Source organism: Oribacterium sinus, from assembly GCF_963537195.1.
Lineage (GTDB): Bacteria > Bacillota > Clostridia > Lachnospirales > Lachnospiraceae > Oribacterium > Oribacterium sinus_A.
Map to the genome: position 1 here is coordinate 1 of NZ_CAUTEG010000049.1, position 16,911 is coordinate 16,911.

Sequence of the window (16,911 nt, forward strand, 5' to 3'; positions counted from 1 at the left end):
TTGGTGGTGGACGATGAGAAAGAGCTTAGAGAACTTTTGCAGGAACTATTAAGAAAAGAAGGCTATTTTTCGGTGGAGGCCGTTTCTTCTTGCAAAGAAGCGGAAGCGAAGCTTTCAGAGAATGGCTATCAGCTGATTCTTTTGGATGTCATGCTGACAGATGGCAATGGCTTTGATTTTTATAAAAAGCAAAAGCGGGAAGGTCTTCTTTCCGAAGTTCCGGTGATTTTTCTCTCTGCAAGGGACGAGGATAGGGCTCGTTTGCATGGCTTGGGACTGGGCGCGGATGATTACATTACCAAGCCGTTTCTTCCGGAAGAGCTCATCCTGAGAATTGCCGCCGTGCTGAGAAGAACCTGTCATTTGGAGGAGAAGGAGCAGGGCGTGCAGCTTGGGGAATCGCTGGTTTCTATTGATGCAGGAACAGTGATACGACAAGGAGAAAAGCTTTCTCTAACGGCGAAGGAGCTGGCGCTTTTTTCTATCCTATACCGGAATAAGGGGAAAATTGTCACCACGGATACCCTCTGCGATGCCCTTTGGCCGGATGGGAACTTCGGATTGGAAAGCTCTTTGCTTGTGCATATGCGGCATTTACGGGAAAAGATAGAAAAAGAGCCATCTAAACCCGTATTTCTACTGACCGTAAGAGGCCTTGGCTACAAACTGGAGATAGGAAGATGAGAGGGAATAGAGAACGGAAAATTCAGCTGATTGCCCTTATCGCTGTGTTGTCGATTTTTTTACTGTTTGCGGACCTTTTGGTTTTTGGAATTTTTGTGTCTCGAAACGGTATGCCTTATTATCCCGACAGTCAGGAGATTATGGAGCATTTACATAAGGAAAATGACGAGTACCGCTTAGCGGAAGAGGAAGCCGAAAAACTCTCCGGGGCACGGCAATTTGCCATGCTTCTCGACAATGGAGGAAATATCCTATGGAGCGAGTTCCTGCCGAAAGAGCTTCAAAAAAACTATACCTTACAGGATGTGGCAAAGTTTACCCGTTATTATCTGGAGGATTATCCGGTGCGTACCTATGTGGTTCCGGAAGGCTTATTGATTATCGGACAAAAGAAAGAGCAGATTTGGAAATATACCCTGGAATACAAAGAGGGAGTTATCCGAAATCTCATTGAGTTTCTGCCGCTTTTTTTGCTCTCCAATGCGCTGATTCTTGTTTCCGTTCCCATATGGATACAGAAGAAACGAGCAAGGCAAAAGGAGGAAGAACGTACGGAATGGATTGCCGGGGTTTCCCATGATATTCGAACGCCTCTTGCCATTGTTCTGGGAAATGCGGAAATGATTGCAGCTACCACGGAATCGGAAGAAATCAAAAATCGCGCGCTAAGGATTGAGAAGCAGGGACTTCGTCTTCGTCGCCTTGTAGAGAACTTAAATCTTTTCAGTAAGCTGTCTTTTGGCTATGGGAACTTGGAAAAGGAAAAAATCCAAGTGAGCCGTTTTCTCCGAAAGACGATTACGGAAATGCGGAATCAAACAGAGGATGAAAGGATGCAGTTCAACTTGGATATCGAGGAAGATTTGCAGGGCTTGGTACTGGGCTTTAATGAAAATCTGATGGAAAGAGCACTGATGAATTTATTAAACAACGCTGTGCAGCATAATCCGGAGGGATGCGAGATAACAGTCAAGTTATATCAGGACGAGAAAAGCCATATATTTCTTACTGTGGAGGATAATGGTTGCGGTTTAGAGAAAGCTGCTCTGGAAAGACTGAACCGGAAAAATTATGAATGGGAGCCCAGCACAGGACAGCATGGCTTAGGATTAAAAATTGTAAAACAGGTGATTAGCCGTCACCGATGGAAAGTGCAGTTTGCAGAAGGGAGTCAGGGCGGATTTTTGTGCCGCATACAGATGAGATAAAATGATTGCTAAGGGAGAAAGCTGTAGGAAGAGCAACAAAGTATATCAGGCTGAAATAAAAATCATATTAAATTGACTTGCATTGTGCAAAGGTCTAAGATATCCCTGTAAATAGTAGAGGAGGGTAAAAGATATGATTTTAAACAATGAGAAAAGATTGAACCCTACGATAAAGACTGCCGGTGTGGAACAAGAGTTTCAGAAAATTGCCGGAAAAGAAGCTTCTTCGGTTTTACAGGAAATAGGCTGCACAGCAAATGGAATCAGCGACGAGGAACGGGAAGAAAGACTGGAGAAATACGGCTATAACGACCTTTCCGCCATGCAGAAGCATGGCGTATTCTATTTTTTATTTCATAGCTTTACCGATGCTTTTATTATCGTGCTCCTTGTTTTGGCTGTTGTGACCTTTGTTGTGGAGAGAGATATTCTGTCCGGAGTCATTATCCTGGCATTGGCCTGTATGAGTGCGGTGATTCGATTTACCCAGGATTACGGTTCCTATCTGGACATGCAGAAGCTAAAGGAGATGGAGCACGATACGGTAAGAATCCGGATTCCGGGAAAGGACGGTACGGAAATCAGAGAAGTGCCGGTGGAAGAAGTGGTACCCGGGGATATACAGCTCATCGGCTCAGGAGATATCGTGTGCGGAGATCTCTATCTTCTGGAAAGTAGAGACCTGTTCCTTTCGGTTTCCGCCTTTACGGGAGAGTCTATTCCGGTGGAAAAATATACCGGTGTGGATCAGAGAGCGGTCAATGCAGCGGAACTGAACAACCTTTGCTTAGGCGGTTCCACGGTGAATTCCGGCACCGGAGTCGGTGTGGTGATACGAACCGGAAAGAATTCCTATCTGGGAAAGATTTCTTCCACCATTCATACGCAGAAGAAAGAAACCGATTTTGATAAGAGCCTATCGAAGATAACCAGAATCCTGATTAGCTACATGATAGTGGTGGTTCTTTTTGTATTGCTTATTAACGGCCTTGTGAAGAAAAACTGGCTGGAAGCCTTTTTATTTTCCATCTCCGTTGCGGTAGGTATTACCCCGGGAATGTTACCGATGATTGTAAACGGAACTCTTGCCAAGGGTGCGAAGTTCCTGGCAAAGAAGAAGACTATTGTAAAGAACATGTCCGCCATCCAGAACTTAGGGGCTATCGATGTGCTGTGCACCGATAAGACCGGAACCCTTACCATGGACAATGTGGTTTTGCAGAAATATATCAATGTAAATGGCGAAGATTCCTATGTGGTTTTGAATTATGCATGGATGAATGCCTACTATTCTACAGGGGTAAAAAACCTGATTGACCGGGCCATCCTATCCTACGGCGCGGAAAGCGATGTGCAAAAATACGCCGGGGGCTATGTGAAGTCCGATGAAATTCCCTATGATTTTGAGCGCCGGAGAATGAGTGTAGTGATATCCAATCCGGGTGGGGAGCATCTGGGAGAGGAGACAGAAGAAATTCTTCCCAAGCCCCAGGATGAGGTATTGATTACCAAAGGGGCATTGGAGTCCGTACTTTCCTGTTGCAGCCGTATTCGGGTGAAGAAGGAATACAAGGATATTCAGGAAGAAGACCTTCAGAAGATTAATGCCCTTTCCGAGAAACTAAATCATGAGGGAATGCATGTCATCGGTGTTGCAGCAAAGAGGAAAAATGCGGGTGACACTGCTGTTTTCCATGCGGAAGATGAAACCGACATGACCTTCCTAGGCATAATCGCCTTCCTGGATCCGCCCAAGCCGGATGCCAAGGAAGCCATTCACGGACTGTATGATGCGGGAGTGCAAGTCAAGGTCATATCCGGCGATGCCCCCGTTGTGGTGGAACACGTATGTAAGCTGGTGGGCATGAAGGTAGGAGAGCAAAATGCGGTAACAGGCTCCGACTTGGAAAAGATGAGTGAGGAAGAGCTGTCCCGTGTTGTGGAGAAAAATGACATTTTCGCTCGTCTCTCTCCCATGCAGAAGCAGCGTGTGGTGGATGCTCTTCGGAAAAACGGACACGTGGTGGGCTATATGGGAGACGGCGTAAATGACGCCCCCAGCCTTCATGATGCAGATGTAGGCATTTCCGTGGACAATGCCACAGACGTTGCGAAAGCCAGCGCGGATATTATCCTCTTGGAGAAGAGCCTAACCGTCATTTTAAACGGTATCTATGAGGGCAGGCGAATTTACGGAAATATCCTGAAATATATGAAGATGGCATTATCCGGTAACTTTGGAAATGTGTTCTCCGTATTGATTGCTTCGATATTCTTGCCCTTTTTGCCCATCCTGCCTCTGCAGATTTTAATTCAGAATCTGATTTATGACTTTACTCAGATTGCGATTCCCTGGGACAATGTGGACGAAGAATTCCTGCAGAAACCCCATAAGTGGAACAGTGCGTCCCTTGTGTCCTTTATGAATGTGATGGGCGGTATCTCCTCCGTATTTGATGTAATGACTTTCCTGGTGCTTTGGTTCCTTTTGGGCTATAACAGCCTTTCCATGCAGAACTATTTCCAGACAGGCTGGTTTGTAGAAGGCTTGATTTCCCAAATCCTGATTGTGCAGTTTATCCGCACTTCGAAGCGACCAATTCTGGATTCCAAGTGCGACTCCAGACTGGCACTGGCTTCGGCGCTGGGCATTTTTGCGGCCATCTCTATTCCCTATCTCTTCCATAACTTGGAAAATACGGTATTTACGGAGATGCCCATGGCGTATTTTGTGTATTTGCTTCTTATTCTTGCACTTTATAGCTTCACCATTGAAACCGTGAAGAAGCTCTATATTAAGAAATATGGGGAGTGGCTATAAGGCAAGAAGGAAATTAAGAAAGCTTGTATGCGGTACAGGTCGTAAAGGTGGCACGCTCTCGCTAACTTCGCCCTGCAGGGGTACTAAGCGAAAAACTTCATTGACATTCGTTTTTCGCAAGTACCCGCGGGCTCAGATTACCCCCTTTTCTGACCTATACCGCATCCAAGCAAGCACTATTCCAGCTCCATTGGTAACTTTTCAAAAAATATGTTTTGCCATGCTTGTTTCAATTGATTTTCCCTAATGAGGTATGGTTGAACGGCTATGTATTTCGGGATATCTTCGCTAACTAAAGATTTAGCCAAAACTCTTCCTGCTGCTTGACCTTGTTCATAGGGACGCTGTGTACTGATTCCTTTAACAATTCCTTCTTTCATTTTTTCGGCAATTTCATAATCCAGATCCGTTGTGAAAACAGCAATATCTTTTCGATTTAATTTGTCTAAGGCCTTAATAGCTAACAAGGCGGGCTGATCCCAGCTCACGTATAAGCTGGAAATTTCAGGATGCGCATGAATTAAGTCCGAACAAATAGAATAAGTGTTCTCTATCGAGTAAAAATTTTTTTGTTCTACAACATTTACAGAAGGATAGTGTGTAAGAAGCGTTTTAAGAACCATGCTATCCCTCTCGGAGGTACCATAAAAATTTGCGCCGTGGGTAATAAGAGCAGTATTCTTAATGGTCTTATTTTCCAGATAATCACCTATCATTTGCCCGATATTATAACCATTTTCATGTTCATCTACGGAAATACAAGAAACATAATTATTTTTATTAAATCCTTTAGGGATATTGCTTAAGAGAATTACTCTTGTGTGTTTGGATAATTCCTCAAAGGCCGAACTGGTTTCTATATCGTCTACAGGTATTGCAATTACCGCATCCGGATTTTGATGTTGGATACTCTCTAATTGAATCTTTTGTAGCATGGGATCAAAATGAGCATCCATAATAGAGATGATTTCGATACCATACTTTTCTAATTCGTCTCGTATTCCTTTCTGGTGTAATTTTGCCCATGCAGTTCCGGTGTAGTGGAAAGAAATTGCTACTCTGTACTTTCCGGTAACTAATTGTACTTTCTCACGTTGAGAAATTCTAATTCGATCTAATGATGTGGGGTCTTCTCCTCTTGGACCCTGATGTAAAATACGTATGGAGTTATTGGGACGAAAATCAACATTAATATATTGGAGATTTTCAACTTTCTTTCCTTCATGGAGACAGAGAAGCGTTTCGAAAGAAGTTTTTGCCAGCTGGGCAGTATTCCGTTTTATATGGGATAAATCTGAGGAAAGTATATCAGATGAACTCTGGTCATCCCAACCGATTACGGAGATATCCTTTGGGCAGGCTATCTCAAAAAAATGCAATGCCTTCATGAGCATGGAAGTTATGGGATTATCACAAGCTATAATAGCTGTAACAGAAGGAGATAGTTCTTTCCGTATTTGCGAAAAAATAGACTCCTCAGATTCCATCAATGATATCTTTGCAATATGGGGTACTAAAGATATATCAAAGTCATTCAATTCTTTTTGATAATAATGTATTACATTTTCAGTGGTACTGGAAGGTGTTTGATTGACAAGTAATAAAATGTTTCTATGTCCTTTTTCCAATAGTGCCGAAGTGGCTTGAGGGATTGCGTTGGAATAATCGGAAAGAATTTTGTGGCAAAAAGTACTGCTGCAATTGTTTTCAATCAATACAAAGGGAATATTGCTTTTTATCAAAGGAATAAAATTTTTCTCATCCATGGAACAGGGAGCAATGATGAGACCTAAAGTTTTCTTGCTGGATAAGGCATTTAATATCATTTGTTTTTCAAGTTCAGTATCATTATTAGAGATGGAAAGCAATAACTGATATCCCCTTTTCGCAAGAATTGCATGTAGTTCAGTAAAAAATAAGATATAAAATGTATTCTTTAGATTAGGGACAAGAAGCAAAATTTGGGAATTGGAACCCGGGATTAAGTTATGATCTTTGGATTTTCTTTGGTAGCCGCATTCCTTTATAATTGCTTCTACTTTTTGCTGTAAACTGGGAGAAACATAACGAGTATGGTTGAGAACATGAGAAACGGTGGCTATAGAGACCCCTGCTTTCTTAGCAATTTCCTGTAAATTCATTTTCCTAATCTCCAATCTGTTTTAGTAGAGCTTGTTCTTTTCTTATCTGGCATAGTGTTATATTTTTTGCTGACCTCACCACTAAAGTTTTACGTAAAAAAATAATTCCGAAAACTATCTATGGGCGATTTGCATATAATTTGTATTGCATTGTGACGAAAATTATGCAATGTAGAATAATTATATTGCAATGATTTATGTGGATTAGTACTATTTACATATATCACAAGGACGTAAACTTAATCAAGATTAAATTTACGTAAATCTAAAAGCACTAAGGAGGAATGACAAATGAAAAAAAGAACAAGAATGTACGTTATGAGTCTCGTATTCGGAATGGCATTAGGAGCATTAGTGGGATGTTCATCAAAACAAGATTCAAATAATGAATCGTCATCTAAAGTTTCTGAAAAAGCGCAAGAAAATTCTGATAAAAATACTGCTAAGAAATCTTTTGTATTCTGTACCAACACATTAAACAATAGCTTCCAAAGCTCAATGGACGCAAAATTCAAGGAATTATGTGATAAAAATGGTATCTCTTATACTTGTTTAGATCCTGATTATGATTTAAATAAGCAGCTTAGCCAACTATCGGATTGTGCCAATAGCGGATATGATGCCGTATTTGTGATTCCTGTAGACTCTTCCGGAATCACAGCAGGCTTGGCAGAGATATCTGATGCTAAGATTCCAATCTATAATGTGGATACTGCTGTAATAGAAGAAGATATGAATAAATACGTTACTCAGTTTGTAGGAACGAATGCTTTTATGGCCGGCGAGTTAGTTGGAAAACAATTGCTTAGTACACATCCAGACGGTGCAAAAATTGCCATTTTAGATTTTCCTTCAAATGAGAGCTGCGTAGACCGTGTGAATGGATTTATGAAAGGTTTGGGAGATCAAAAGGATAAGTTTACCATTGTGGCACAACAGGATGGCGGGGCTGCATTGGACAAATCCTTAGGCTTAGCTGAAGATATTTTAACTGCTAATTCTGATTTGGATGCATTTTTCTGTATTAACGATCCATCAGCATTGGGAGCTGCTGCTGCAATTAAAGCAAGTAATAAAAAAGGCAAAGTAGAGGTATACAGCATTGATGCATCTCCTGAAGGAAAGCAGGCATTATTAGACGGTGATTTTACAGCTGTAGCAGCACAAGTTCCTTTGCAAATTGCTGAGCATGCATTTAATGAGGCAATGAATGGAGAAGGTAAGAGTTCAGAGAAAAAGGTTTATTTGGATTCTCATTTAGTGGATAAAGAAGAAGCTGAAAAAACATTAAAAGATTGGCAATAATCTTTGTTCCTAAAGATTGAGTTTTGAAAGGTTTATAAAAGATGGATACTCCCATTTTGGAAATGATAGATATTAAAAAAAGTTTTTCCGGAATATATGCATTATCCGGAATTAACCTTTCTTTGGAAGAAGGCGAGGTTCATGCTCTATTGGGAGAAAATGGAGCAGGTAAATCTACATTGATAAAAATTCTTGGCGGAATATATAGACCGGATTCGGGAACAATTAGAATAAAAGGTGAAGAGGTAGAAATTCACGGAGTGAGAGATGCCGAGATGAAAGGAATCGGAATTGTTCATCAGGAGATTGTTTTAGTGCCACAATTAACCGTGGCACAAAACATTTTTCTGGGAAGAGAATTGATGGGATCCTTTTCAAGGGTGAAGCGGAAAGAAATGAATATCCAAGCTGAAGAAATGCTTCAAAACCTGGGAGTTTCTATTTCTCCCACTACCCCGGTTTCTTCACTGACCATTGCACAACAACAAATGATTGAAATTGTCAAAGCGGTTTCTTTTCAGGCAAAAATCATTGTAATGGATGAGCCCAGTTCGTCTTTATCTGTTGAGGAAGTTGAGCAGTTATTTCAGATTATTGCAAGACTGAAAGAACAGAAAATTAGCATTATCTACATATCCCATAGGATGGAAGAAATCTTTAAAATCGCAGATCGTATTACAGTTATCAGAGACGGATGTTATATTGGCACGAAGAAAACTGGAGAAACCGATGTAGATGAGCTTATATCTATGATGGTTGGAAGAGAATTAAAAGAATTTAGTGTTCCTAAAAAACAAATTAGCAAATCAGATGAAATAATCCTGGAAGTCAAAAACTTGAGCTGTAGACCGTATTATTCGGATATTAGCTTTCAACTTCATAAAGGGGAGATATTGGGATTTGCCGGTCTGGTAGGCGCCGGAAGAAGCGAGTTAATGGAGTCAATTTTTGGCGCACGTCATTTTACTAAAGGAGAAGTATTTCTTAGGGGAGAACAGGTGCATTTTTTCAATCCGATGCAAGCGATTAAGGCGGGGATTGGATTTGTTACAGAAGACCGAAAAAAAACCGGATTAGTTTTGGGAAATACTGTTTCGTTTAATCTATCATTGGCTTCGCTAGATAAATATCAAAAGGGCATATTTCTGGAAAAAGATAAGATGGATGAATCAGTTCAATATTACACTGATAGACTAAATATTAAGTCTGCAGCATTAGATGTGAAGTCAACTCAGGCATCCAATCTTTCGGGAGGAAATCAACAAAAAATAGTCATTGGAAAATGGCTCGCCACAACGCCATCTATTCTAATTTTAGATGAACCTACGAGAGGCATTGATATTCATGCAAAGCTTGAGATTTACAACTTAATTAATGAGCTGGCAGAAGGCGGTATGTCAATTTTGCTAGTATCCAGTGACTTGCCTGAAATCATACAACTTTGTGACAGGGTTTGTGTTTTGAAAGAAGGAATTATGACCGGAGTTTTAGATAGTCATGAGTTAGAACAGGAGAATATTATGCGCTTTGCTGCGGGAGGGGAATCGGCATGAGAAATAGAATAGAAAAGAGTAAGGTTCCCCATATTATTTCTGATAATATCGGAATCATGGTGGTGCTTCTTATTTTATGTATTATAGTTTCGCTTGCTACTGACAAATTTTTGACTTCCGGAAATATTATTTCTGTTTTAAGACAAATTTCAATTAATACCTATATTGCCCTGGGAATGACCTTGATCATTATTTTAGGGCACATTGATTTGACAGTAGGAGCCGTAGTAGCAATGTGTGGCACATTAACAGTAGGGTTTATTGTAAATCAGGGACTGCCGGTGGAGCTTGCTATTATAGGAGGCGTTTTGCTAGGTGTCTTATTTGGATTTATAAACGGAGTAATTGTATCTACATTTAAAGTGCCGTCATTCATTATCACAATGGCAATGATGAATGTTGCAAATGGAATTGCCTATGTATATTCAGGTGGTCAGTCCACCCGTATCACAGATGGATTTTTTATATCTATTGGAACAGGATACCTATTTTCCTTGATTCCGCTACCTGTTCTTTACATGATTTTGCTCATTATTGTTATTAGTTTTCTTCTGGTAAAAACCAGATTTGGAGTTTATGTCTATGCCATTGGCGGAAACAGAGAAGCGGCAAGATTATCCGGTATTCCCATCAGAAAAATTGAAATTATTGTTTTCACATTATCCGGTTTACTTTCTGCATTTGCAGGTCTGGTACTTGCTTCAAGAATGTACTCAGGACAGCCTTCCGTTGGAAGCGGGTATGAAATGGATGCCATCGCTGCATGTGTACTTGGAGGAACGTCCATGGCGGGAGGCAAAGGAAGCATTAGCGGAACTGTACTTGGAGCAATGGTCATTGGCATAATATCCAATGGACTAAATTTAATAGGAGTGAGTTCCTATTGGCAATTGATAGTAAAAGGAATAATCATTGCCACTGCTGTAATTTTGGATTCTCAGAAAGAGAAGTTTAAGAGAAACGCTATCATCAGAAAATAATATACAAAAATCATTTATACTAGGAGTAAAAATGGAGATATTTAGAAAAATGTCATTCGCAGATTCGACAGGAGATGCTATTCCATTCTACCACGATGGGGTATATCATATTTTTTCCTTAACACCTCCGGTGGGGACAACCGTATATCCGGAAAGACTGCGTACTACTTGGAGCCACGCTGTTTCAAAGGATTTAATTCACTGGGAAGAGCTACCTACAGCTATCTATCCAGGAGAAGGGAAGGAACCGGACGCTTCAGGAGTTTGGACAGGTTCGGTTCTGTATGGAGAAGGCAAATACCATGCGTTTTATACAGGCTATAGTATCCAGGCTGAATATCAGCAGACCATTTGCCATGCATATAGTGAGGATGGGATAAACTGGAAAAAGGATACAAGAAATCCGGTTATTAAACCACTGATAGACCTATATGAGCAACAAGATTTTAGAGATCCATATGTATTTTTTAATGAAGATGAAAAAAAATATTGGATGCTGGTTTCTGCCAGAAGACTGGATATGCCGGTGACCAGACGAGGATGCATTGTATTGTATCGCTCTACAGATTTGGAATCTTGGGAGTACTATGGAAATTTATATTCACCCGGTCACACCAATTGCCCTGAATGTAGTGAAATTTACAAAATGAAGGATACTTGGATTTTATCTTATTCACGTTTTTCTGAATTTGGAAATACAATTTATCGTACAGCTAAGTCTCCTTATGGTCCATGGAAAAAAATGAAAAAAGATGGTATAGGAGGAAGACGTTTTTATGCAGCAAAATCTTTAACGGATAAAAACGGAAGACGAATATATTTTGCATGGGCACATGATCGGGGACAGTGTAGTGATAAAGGAGAATGGTATTGGGGTGGCCGATTCTGCATACCTCATGAAGTGAAACTCTCCGAGACCGGAGATCTACTTGTTGATATTCCACAGGAGTTTACAGAAAGTATTCACAAAACAATTCCTTGGAATTATCTTCCTGTCTTAGGGGAGTACAAAAGATATGGTGCAGAAAGCATAGTGCTAGATGCCTTAGAAACAACCGGTTATGGCTTTTTAATGCATGACAAAAAACGATTTTATTTCCATGCATCTATTATTCCTAAAGAAGTAAATGATAGTTTTGGAATTCTTTTAAAGTCGGATAAAGAGGCCAGTGAATGTCTTTTTCTTGAGTTTGATGTAGCAATGCAAAGAGTATCTCTTTTGTCTTTACCGATGGGCGTTGATCCATTCTGGGAGCAGTCATGCCAAGCTGTTCCGGAGGCATCATCTCCCGGACCGGATGGGTTTCGTGTATCGGAAAAAACTTTTTCTATCAAGACAGGGGCGGTCATTGATGTAAAGATTTTTGTGGATCATGATATGATTGAGGTATTTATAGGAAAAGAAATTGCTTTCACTTATAGGGTTTATAGAAGCTCTGAGTATGAGATTGGCATCATTGCTCAGGATTCTAAAGTGGAATATGCCAATATAGCGCTGTGTGATTATACATAAAATATATTTGATATATTGTAATAATTCGAAGAATTTTTAAAATCGTTGTTATACAGTGTAGGTTTGAGATGGAGAGAATCGAGGGGGCGTTCGATACAGGCTTATCCGCCCACTCCTCTTCATTGAACCCTGTCATCGCAAAGTTCTCTCCGATCATAATTCTGTCTCTCCCGCCATTTTCATGTATCGCTCCAGTCGAGCAAGCATTTTGTCCAAGCTAAAGTAGCCCGATTCTCGTGCGACTTCCGTACCATCAATCACGGCTATGACTGTCGGAACCGATAAAATCCCTTTCTGAGCCGCCTCCTCCTGATGATCTTCAATCGGGAGATAACTATAATTCACCGTAGGATGCGCCCGCTGCCATTCCTCGAGCTTGCGTCTGATTGCTACGCAAGGCGCACAGGTCTCCGAGCCGTATTGTTTTACTTCGATTCTCATACTTTCACCATTATTTCTCATGCTTTCACCATCATCTCTCATACTTTCACCATCATCATACATCATCCTGAAGGAAAAGCTGCTCTGTTTTCCGAATGTGAAATACAGCTTTGATTCAGAAGAACAAATTATCTTAACTTCTCTTCAAAGATTTCTACAATTGTTTTCTCCGTTCCCACCATACCGGGGGATGCAATTAAGCCCATATTCCGCATGGTTTCTTCCGGGGTATTTCCATTGATACCGTGTACTTTGTCAATGTGGACGCCCTTCATGGCAAATGCCACGGAACGGAATGCCGCATCACAGGCAGATACACCCTTCATGGTACAACCCTGGTTTCCCCCGTCGCAGATCATTCCGGTGATAGAAGATGCCATGTTGTTGAGGGTGTATTCCATTTGCTCCACAGTGCCACCCTTTAAGTATACTAAACCGCAGGCCATGCCGGTACCGGCGGCAATGGCACATCCGCAGAAGGCGGAGAGTCTTCCGGAGTATTCTTTGATATAGGTGCAGATGAGATAGCTCAGCATGGTTGCCCGGTAGAGCATTTCCTCACTTAAGCCATGAATCTTATAAACGCCGTACAGGGGCATGGTGGCAATGATGCCGTGGGCGCCGGAGCCGGTGATACTCATGGCGGGCTTGTCTAAACCGATGACACGGGCTTCGATTGTGGCGTTGCAAAGAAGGGATGCGGTCATTTGCTCATCTTTGGAAATGACTTCCCCTCCATTCATAGCCAGCAGCTGTCTTGCAAAAGTGGTGCGGGGATTTTTGAGAGCCTCTTCGAAAAGTTCTAAATTGACTCTATAAGCATCCTTTACGAATTCGATTTCTTTTAAGGGAACCGTATTTATATAGTCTACTAGTTCGGCAAGAGTATATCCGTGAATGGAATGAATCTTTGTAGTGCCGGTTCCTTCTGCTACCTTGTTCGATTCTGTAATGCCGCATCCTTCTTCTGTCTTGTCCGATTCTGTAATGCCGGCCTCCGGCCTATCTATCGCCTCATCTTTCTCTTCAGCCTCCAGCACTGTCTCTCCATTGACTACAATCTTCGTGATATTGGTATGTGTGTCACGAATCGTAAGAAGAACCTTGCTTTCTATTGTTTCCAATGTTGCTTCTATAAAAATACGGCTGGAAATTCCGCTAAGTGCCACTGTGATTTTCCCCTCATCAATAAGCCTTTGCGCACAGACATTGTCGGCAGGCGTAACATTTGCCAGAGACTCCAGACCCTTATCAGGATTCCCGGCAACATATCCAAGGGCAGCGGCAAAAACATTTCCCACTTCTTTGGAATTGGGAATACCGCAGGTGAAGGCATTTTTATACATGCCGCTATTCATAGCGACATTTAAGTGAAGCAGCTCGCCCTTTGCGTAGGACTTTGCTTTTGCGACACAGAAGGAAATGGCCCCGGGTTCTGTTACGCCCAGTGCCGGAACCATATCTTTTTTGATTAGTGTGCTTAATTCGTGCATATTTAGAAACCTCCCCCGCTTTTGCTTTTTATTATAGCATTTTTTGAACCTTGATAGATGTCTCATCTGATGAATAAAAAGAATGAAAAAGGAAAATAAAGCATGTTATAATACAGTCTGCTTTTCCGATATCCGAGTTTCTTCAGGAAAAGCAGGAGCAGCAGGAAAATCAAAGAAGAGTGAGGGAATTTATGGGAGAGAAAATAATAGAAGAAGCGAAGAAAGTTAATCTTACCGAGCTGTTTTATGATTTGGTTTTTGTCTTCGGAATTTCCAAGATTACCCATGTCTTAGAAAGTCTGGATAAGGGAATCTTTAGCTGGAAAGAGATTATCATTTATATCGTAGTCTTTGTCTGTTTCATCAACGTATGGAATGTGCAGACCGTGTATATGAATCGCTACGGAAAACATAATCTTTTGCATATTATCAGTATGACGGTTTTCCAAATGCCGGCTTTAGTCTTTATGGCGGCAAATGTCAGTTCCGATATGGAGGAAAGCTGGACAGCCTTTACACTGGCGCTTCTATGGATTGCTGTCATACAATTTCTGCAATATATCTACGCTTATACGCAAAACAAGAATAGTGAAAAGGACCGAAAACTGATTTTTGATTTCCAAAAGCTTCTTTTTATACGATTGATCGGAATTATTTCCAGTCTGTTTTTATCCGGTATCGGCCGCATCCTATTGACCGGCTTTGGCTTTATTTTAAGTATTTTGGGTGCCAGCTTCTTCCGAAAAGACATGGCTAGAGTACCCATTAATATGCCACACCTTATAGAAAGATTAACACTCCTTACTATTATTACCCTTGGGGAAATGCTGATAGCCGCAGCGGATTTCTTCGAAATAGAGAAATTTTCGTTTTACTCCGTTATTATAATGCTTCAGGTAGTAGCTTTATTTTTGTTCTACATTACGGAATTTGACCATGCCATTGAGGAGAATCTTCCTTGTCAAAGCGGGGCAGGACTGACTTACAATCATTATTTTGTGTGGTTCGGTTTAAACCTTTGTACGATTGACCTGGACTATGCTAATGATGCCATGGGCATTGCCCGAGAGATTATGATGTTTTTAGGATTATTCCTCTTTTATCTTGGTGTGTTTAACAATGCGCATTTAAATAAAAAGAGCCACAAATTGGATAAAAAACTGATGATTCCTTTTGTGCTTGTTTATCTATTAGGCCTTGGCAGTTCCTTCATTTTCCAGTCCAATGTTCCGGTGATTACAGTCCTTTGTACCCTGACGATTATTTTGGAAACGGTACTTTTTGTGTCCTTCGTAGTTCGACGTTTTCCAAAAGAAATACAGGAAGAAATGATTTGCCCGTAATGGAAAATAACCTTTTCCATTTTAGAAAAGTGGTACAAGTACCCAAAATCTAAAATGATCTCTTGACTATTTCTTTCCTATTACGCATACTTTAGAAAAGTGGTACAAGTACCTAAAATCTAAAATGGAGCTGAGATATGGAAATTAAAAGAGATAGATATCTTAACAGGCTGATTGCAAAAAAGAATAACGGATTAATAAAAGTAATTACAGGCATTCGACGAAGCGGAAAATCCTATTTACTTTTTGAGCTTTATTATAAGTATTTGCTGTCTATAGGGATAACGGAGAATCATATTATAAGAATCCCATTGGATGATATTGAATTTGAAAAATATTGCGATGCATATAAATTGTATGAATATATAAAAAGTCGGATTTCAGATTTAACACAGCAATATTATGTGTTCATTGATGAAGCCCAGTATGCAATTACGAAAGAAGAAATGAGAAATCCTGATGTGCCAATTCGATTATATGGTGTATTGAATTCGTTACTTAGGAAAAATAACGTGGATGTTTATATTACCGGGAGTAATTCTAAGTTTTTATCTACGGATATTATGACCGAGTTCAGAGGACGTGGAGACGAGATCCGTATATCGCCTTTGGCATTTTCCGAGTTCTATCCCGCATGCGGAAAGGAAAAAGCGGATGCATGGCAGGAGTACTTATATTTTGGAGGCCTTCCACATATCTTGTCGGAAGCTGATGATGAGGCAAAAAGCAATTATTTAAGCAGATTACATCGAGAAATCTATATGCGTGATTTGTGTGACAGGTATGCTATCCTCGATAAGACAGGTATGGAATCCCTAATGAAAGTCATTTCATCAGCCATAGGTTCATTATCCAATCCCCAAAAAATTGCGGATACCTTTAAGAGTAGTGGTGAAAAAGCAATATCCATGCCGACAATCTCAAATTATCTCAAGTATTTGGAAGAAAGCTTCTTAGTATCCAAGGTAGAGCGTTACGATATAAAAGGAAGAAAGTATATCAGTACACCATTCAAATATTACTATATGGATTTAGGACTCAGAAATGCGCTACTTAATTTCCGACAGTTTGAAGAGCCCCATCTTATGGAAAATGCCATCTATAACGAACTCATTTACAGAGGATTTAATGTTGATGTCGGTGTGGTAGAGGTTAGAAAAGATGATAATGGTAAAAAAATTAGAAAAAAGTTGGAGGTCGACTTCGTTGTAAATCATGCCAGTCGGCGTTATTATATACAGTCTGCATTTGCGCTTAGGGATCAAGAAAAAATCGAGCAAGAACAGGCATCTCTACTAAATATTCCTGATTCCTTTAAAAAAATTATCATTTCAGGGAGCAATACACCTATCTGGAGAAATGAAGCAGGCATTACTTTTATAGGTCTCTTTGACTTTATGTTGAATGAAAATAGTCTTGAATTTTGATA

13 protein-coding genes are annotated in these 16,911 nt (G+C 40.5%); 10 read left to right on the forward strand and 3 right to left on the reverse strand.

The features are described 5' to 3' along the window. From RYL27_RS06840 to mgtA, 3 genes are all read left to right on the forward strand, one after another. On the forward strand, positions 1–684 hold a 684-nt coding region (locus RYL27_RS06840; protein WP_314966115.1), incomplete at its 5' end, for a response regulator transcription factor. Beyond that, complete coding sequence (locus tag RYL27_RS06845; RefSeq protein ID WP_314966116.1) at positions 681–1,892, forward strand: sensor histidine kinase; 1,212 nt, start codon at positions 681–683, stop codon at positions 1,890–1,892. The genes RYL27_RS06840 and RYL27_RS06845, both read left to right, overlap by 4 nt. 133 nt (positions 1,893–2,025) lie before the next feature. Beyond that, positions 2,026–4,713: a magnesium-translocating P-type ATPase gene (gene mgtA, locus RYL27_RS06850; protein ID WP_314966118.1), complete on the forward strand. Its 2,688-nt coding sequence runs from the start codon at positions 2,026–2,028 to the stop codon at positions 4,711–4,713. A 176-nt stretch (positions 4,714–4,889) separates the two neighbouring features. Here mgtA and RYL27_RS06855 read toward each other — a convergent pair whose 3' ends face one another. Beyond that, positions 4,890–6,854: a LacI family DNA-binding transcriptional regulator gene (locus RYL27_RS06855; RefSeq protein ID WP_314966120.1), complete on the reverse strand. Its 1,965-nt coding sequence runs from the start codon at positions 6,852–6,854 to the stop codon at positions 4,890–4,892. 291 nt (positions 6,855–7,145) lie between these two features. On the opposite strand from RYL27_RS06855, the gene RYL27_RS06860 reads away from it, so the two are divergent. From RYL27_RS06860 to RYL27_RS06875, 4 genes are read left to right on the forward strand one after another with little or no spacing between them, the layout of a single operon-like run. Beyond that, on the forward strand, positions 7,146–8,159 hold the full coding sequence (locus RYL27_RS06860) for a substrate-binding domain-containing protein (RefSeq protein WP_314966122.1): 1,014 nt from the start codon (positions 7,146–7,148) through the stop codon (positions 8,157–8,159). 41 nt (positions 8,160–8,200) lie between these two features. Continuing rightward, a complete protein-coding gene (locus RYL27_RS06865; protein WP_314833987.1) occupies positions 8,201–9,712 on the forward strand; it encodes a sugar ABC transporter ATP-binding protein in 1,512 nt (503 codons plus the stop codon). Then, complete coding sequence (locus tag RYL27_RS06870; protein ID WP_183684600.1) at positions 9,709–10,692, forward strand: ABC transporter permease; 984 nt, start codon at positions 9,709–9,711, stop codon at positions 10,690–10,692. Before RYL27_RS06865 ends, RYL27_RS06870 begins: the two co-directional genes overlap by 4 nt. Positions 10,693–10,723: 31 nt before the next feature. After that, entirely contained in the window at positions 10,724–12,205 is a 1,482-nt protein-coding gene (locus RYL27_RS06875) for a glycoside hydrolase family 32 protein (protein ID WP_314966125.1), read from the forward strand. Between the two features lie 153 nt (positions 12,206–12,358). Here RYL27_RS06875 and RYL27_RS06880 read toward each other — a convergent pair whose 3' ends face one another. Continuing rightward, a complete protein-coding gene (locus RYL27_RS06880; RefSeq protein ID WP_314966127.1) occupies positions 12,359–12,688 on the reverse strand; it encodes a thioredoxin family protein in 330 nt (109 codons plus the stop codon). Between the two features lie 86 nt (positions 12,689–12,774). After that, positions 12,775–14,139, reverse strand: coding sequence for an L-cysteine desulfidase family protein (locus RYL27_RS06885; RefSeq protein ID WP_314966129.1), 1,365 nt, complete (start codon positions 14,137–14,139; stop codon positions 12,775–12,777). An 82-nt stretch (positions 14,140–14,221) separates the two neighbouring features. On the opposite strand from RYL27_RS06885, the gene RYL27_RS06890 reads away from it, so the two are divergent. From RYL27_RS06890 to RYL27_RS06900, 3 genes are all read left to right on the forward strand, one after another. After that, positions 14,222–14,368, forward strand: coding sequence for a hypothetical protein (locus tag RYL27_RS06890; protein ID WP_314731827.1), 147 nt, complete (start codon positions 14,222–14,224; stop codon positions 14,366–14,368). Continuing rightward, positions 14,331–15,482 (forward strand): low temperature requirement protein A, encoded by a 1,152-nt coding sequence (locus tag RYL27_RS06895; RefSeq protein ID WP_314966131.1) that lies wholly within the window; start codon positions 14,331–14,333, stop codon positions 15,480–15,482. The genes RYL27_RS06890 and RYL27_RS06895 overlap by 38 nt, the downstream gene beginning before the upstream one ends. Positions 15,483–15,619: 137 nt before the next feature. Then, positions 15,620–16,909 carry an ATP-binding protein gene (locus RYL27_RS06900; protein WP_314966132.1) on the forward strand — a complete coding sequence of 430 codons (1,290 nt, stop codon included), beginning with the start codon at positions 15,620–15,622 and terminating at the stop codon, positions 16,907–16,909. Positions 16,910–16,911 lie beyond the last annotated feature (2 nt).

What these genes read in the sequence shown, in the direction of transcription:
- RYL27_RS06875 (WP_314966125.1), top strand. Translation starts at nt 10,724, where the DNA reads ATGGAGATATTTAGAAAAATGTCATTCGCAGATTCGACAGGAGATGCT.
- RYL27_RS06900 (WP_314966132.1), top strand. Translation starts at nt 15,620, where the DNA reads ATGGAAATTAAAAGAGATAGATATCTTAACAGGCTGATTGCAAAAAAG.
- RYL27_RS06855 (WP_314966120.1), bottom strand. Translation starts at nt 6,854, where the DNA reads ATGAATTTACAGGAAATTGCTAAGAAAGCAGGGGTCTCTATAGCCACC.
- RYL27_RS06860 (WP_314966122.1), top strand. Translation starts at nt 7,146, where the DNA reads ATGAAAAAAAGAACAAGAATGTACGTTATGAGTCTCGTATTCGGAATG.
- RYL27_RS06885 (WP_314966129.1), bottom strand. Translation starts at nt 14,139, where the DNA reads ATGCACGAATTAAGCACACTAATCAAAAAAGATATGGTTCCGGCACTG.
- RYL27_RS06865 (WP_314833987.1), top strand. Translation starts at nt 8,201, where the DNA reads ATGGATACTCCCATTTTGGAAATGATAGATATTAAAAAAAGTTTTTCC.
- RYL27_RS06870 (WP_183684600.1), top strand. Translation starts at nt 9,709, where the DNA reads ATGAGAAATAGAATAGAAAAGAGTAAGGTTCCCCATATTATTTCTGAT.
- RYL27_RS06880 (WP_314966127.1), bottom strand. Translation starts at nt 12,688, where the DNA reads ATGAGAGATGATGGTGAAAGCATGAGAAATAATGGTGAAAGTATGAGA.
- RYL27_RS06845 (WP_314966116.1), top strand. Translation starts at nt 681, where the DNA reads ATGAGAGGGAATAGAGAACGGAAAATTCAGCTGATTGCCCTTATCGCT.
- RYL27_RS06895 (WP_314966131.1), top strand. Translation starts at nt 14,331, where the DNA reads ATGGGAGAGAAAATAATAGAAGAAGCGAAGAAAGTTAATCTTACCGAG.
- RYL27_RS06890 (WP_314731827.1), top strand. Translation starts at nt 14,222, where the DNA reads ATGAAAAAGGAAAATAAAGCATGTTATAATACAGTCTGCTTTTCCGAT.
- mgtA (WP_314966118.1), top strand. Translation starts at nt 2,026, where the DNA reads ATGATTTTAAACAATGAGAAAAGATTGAACCCTACGATAAAGACTGCC.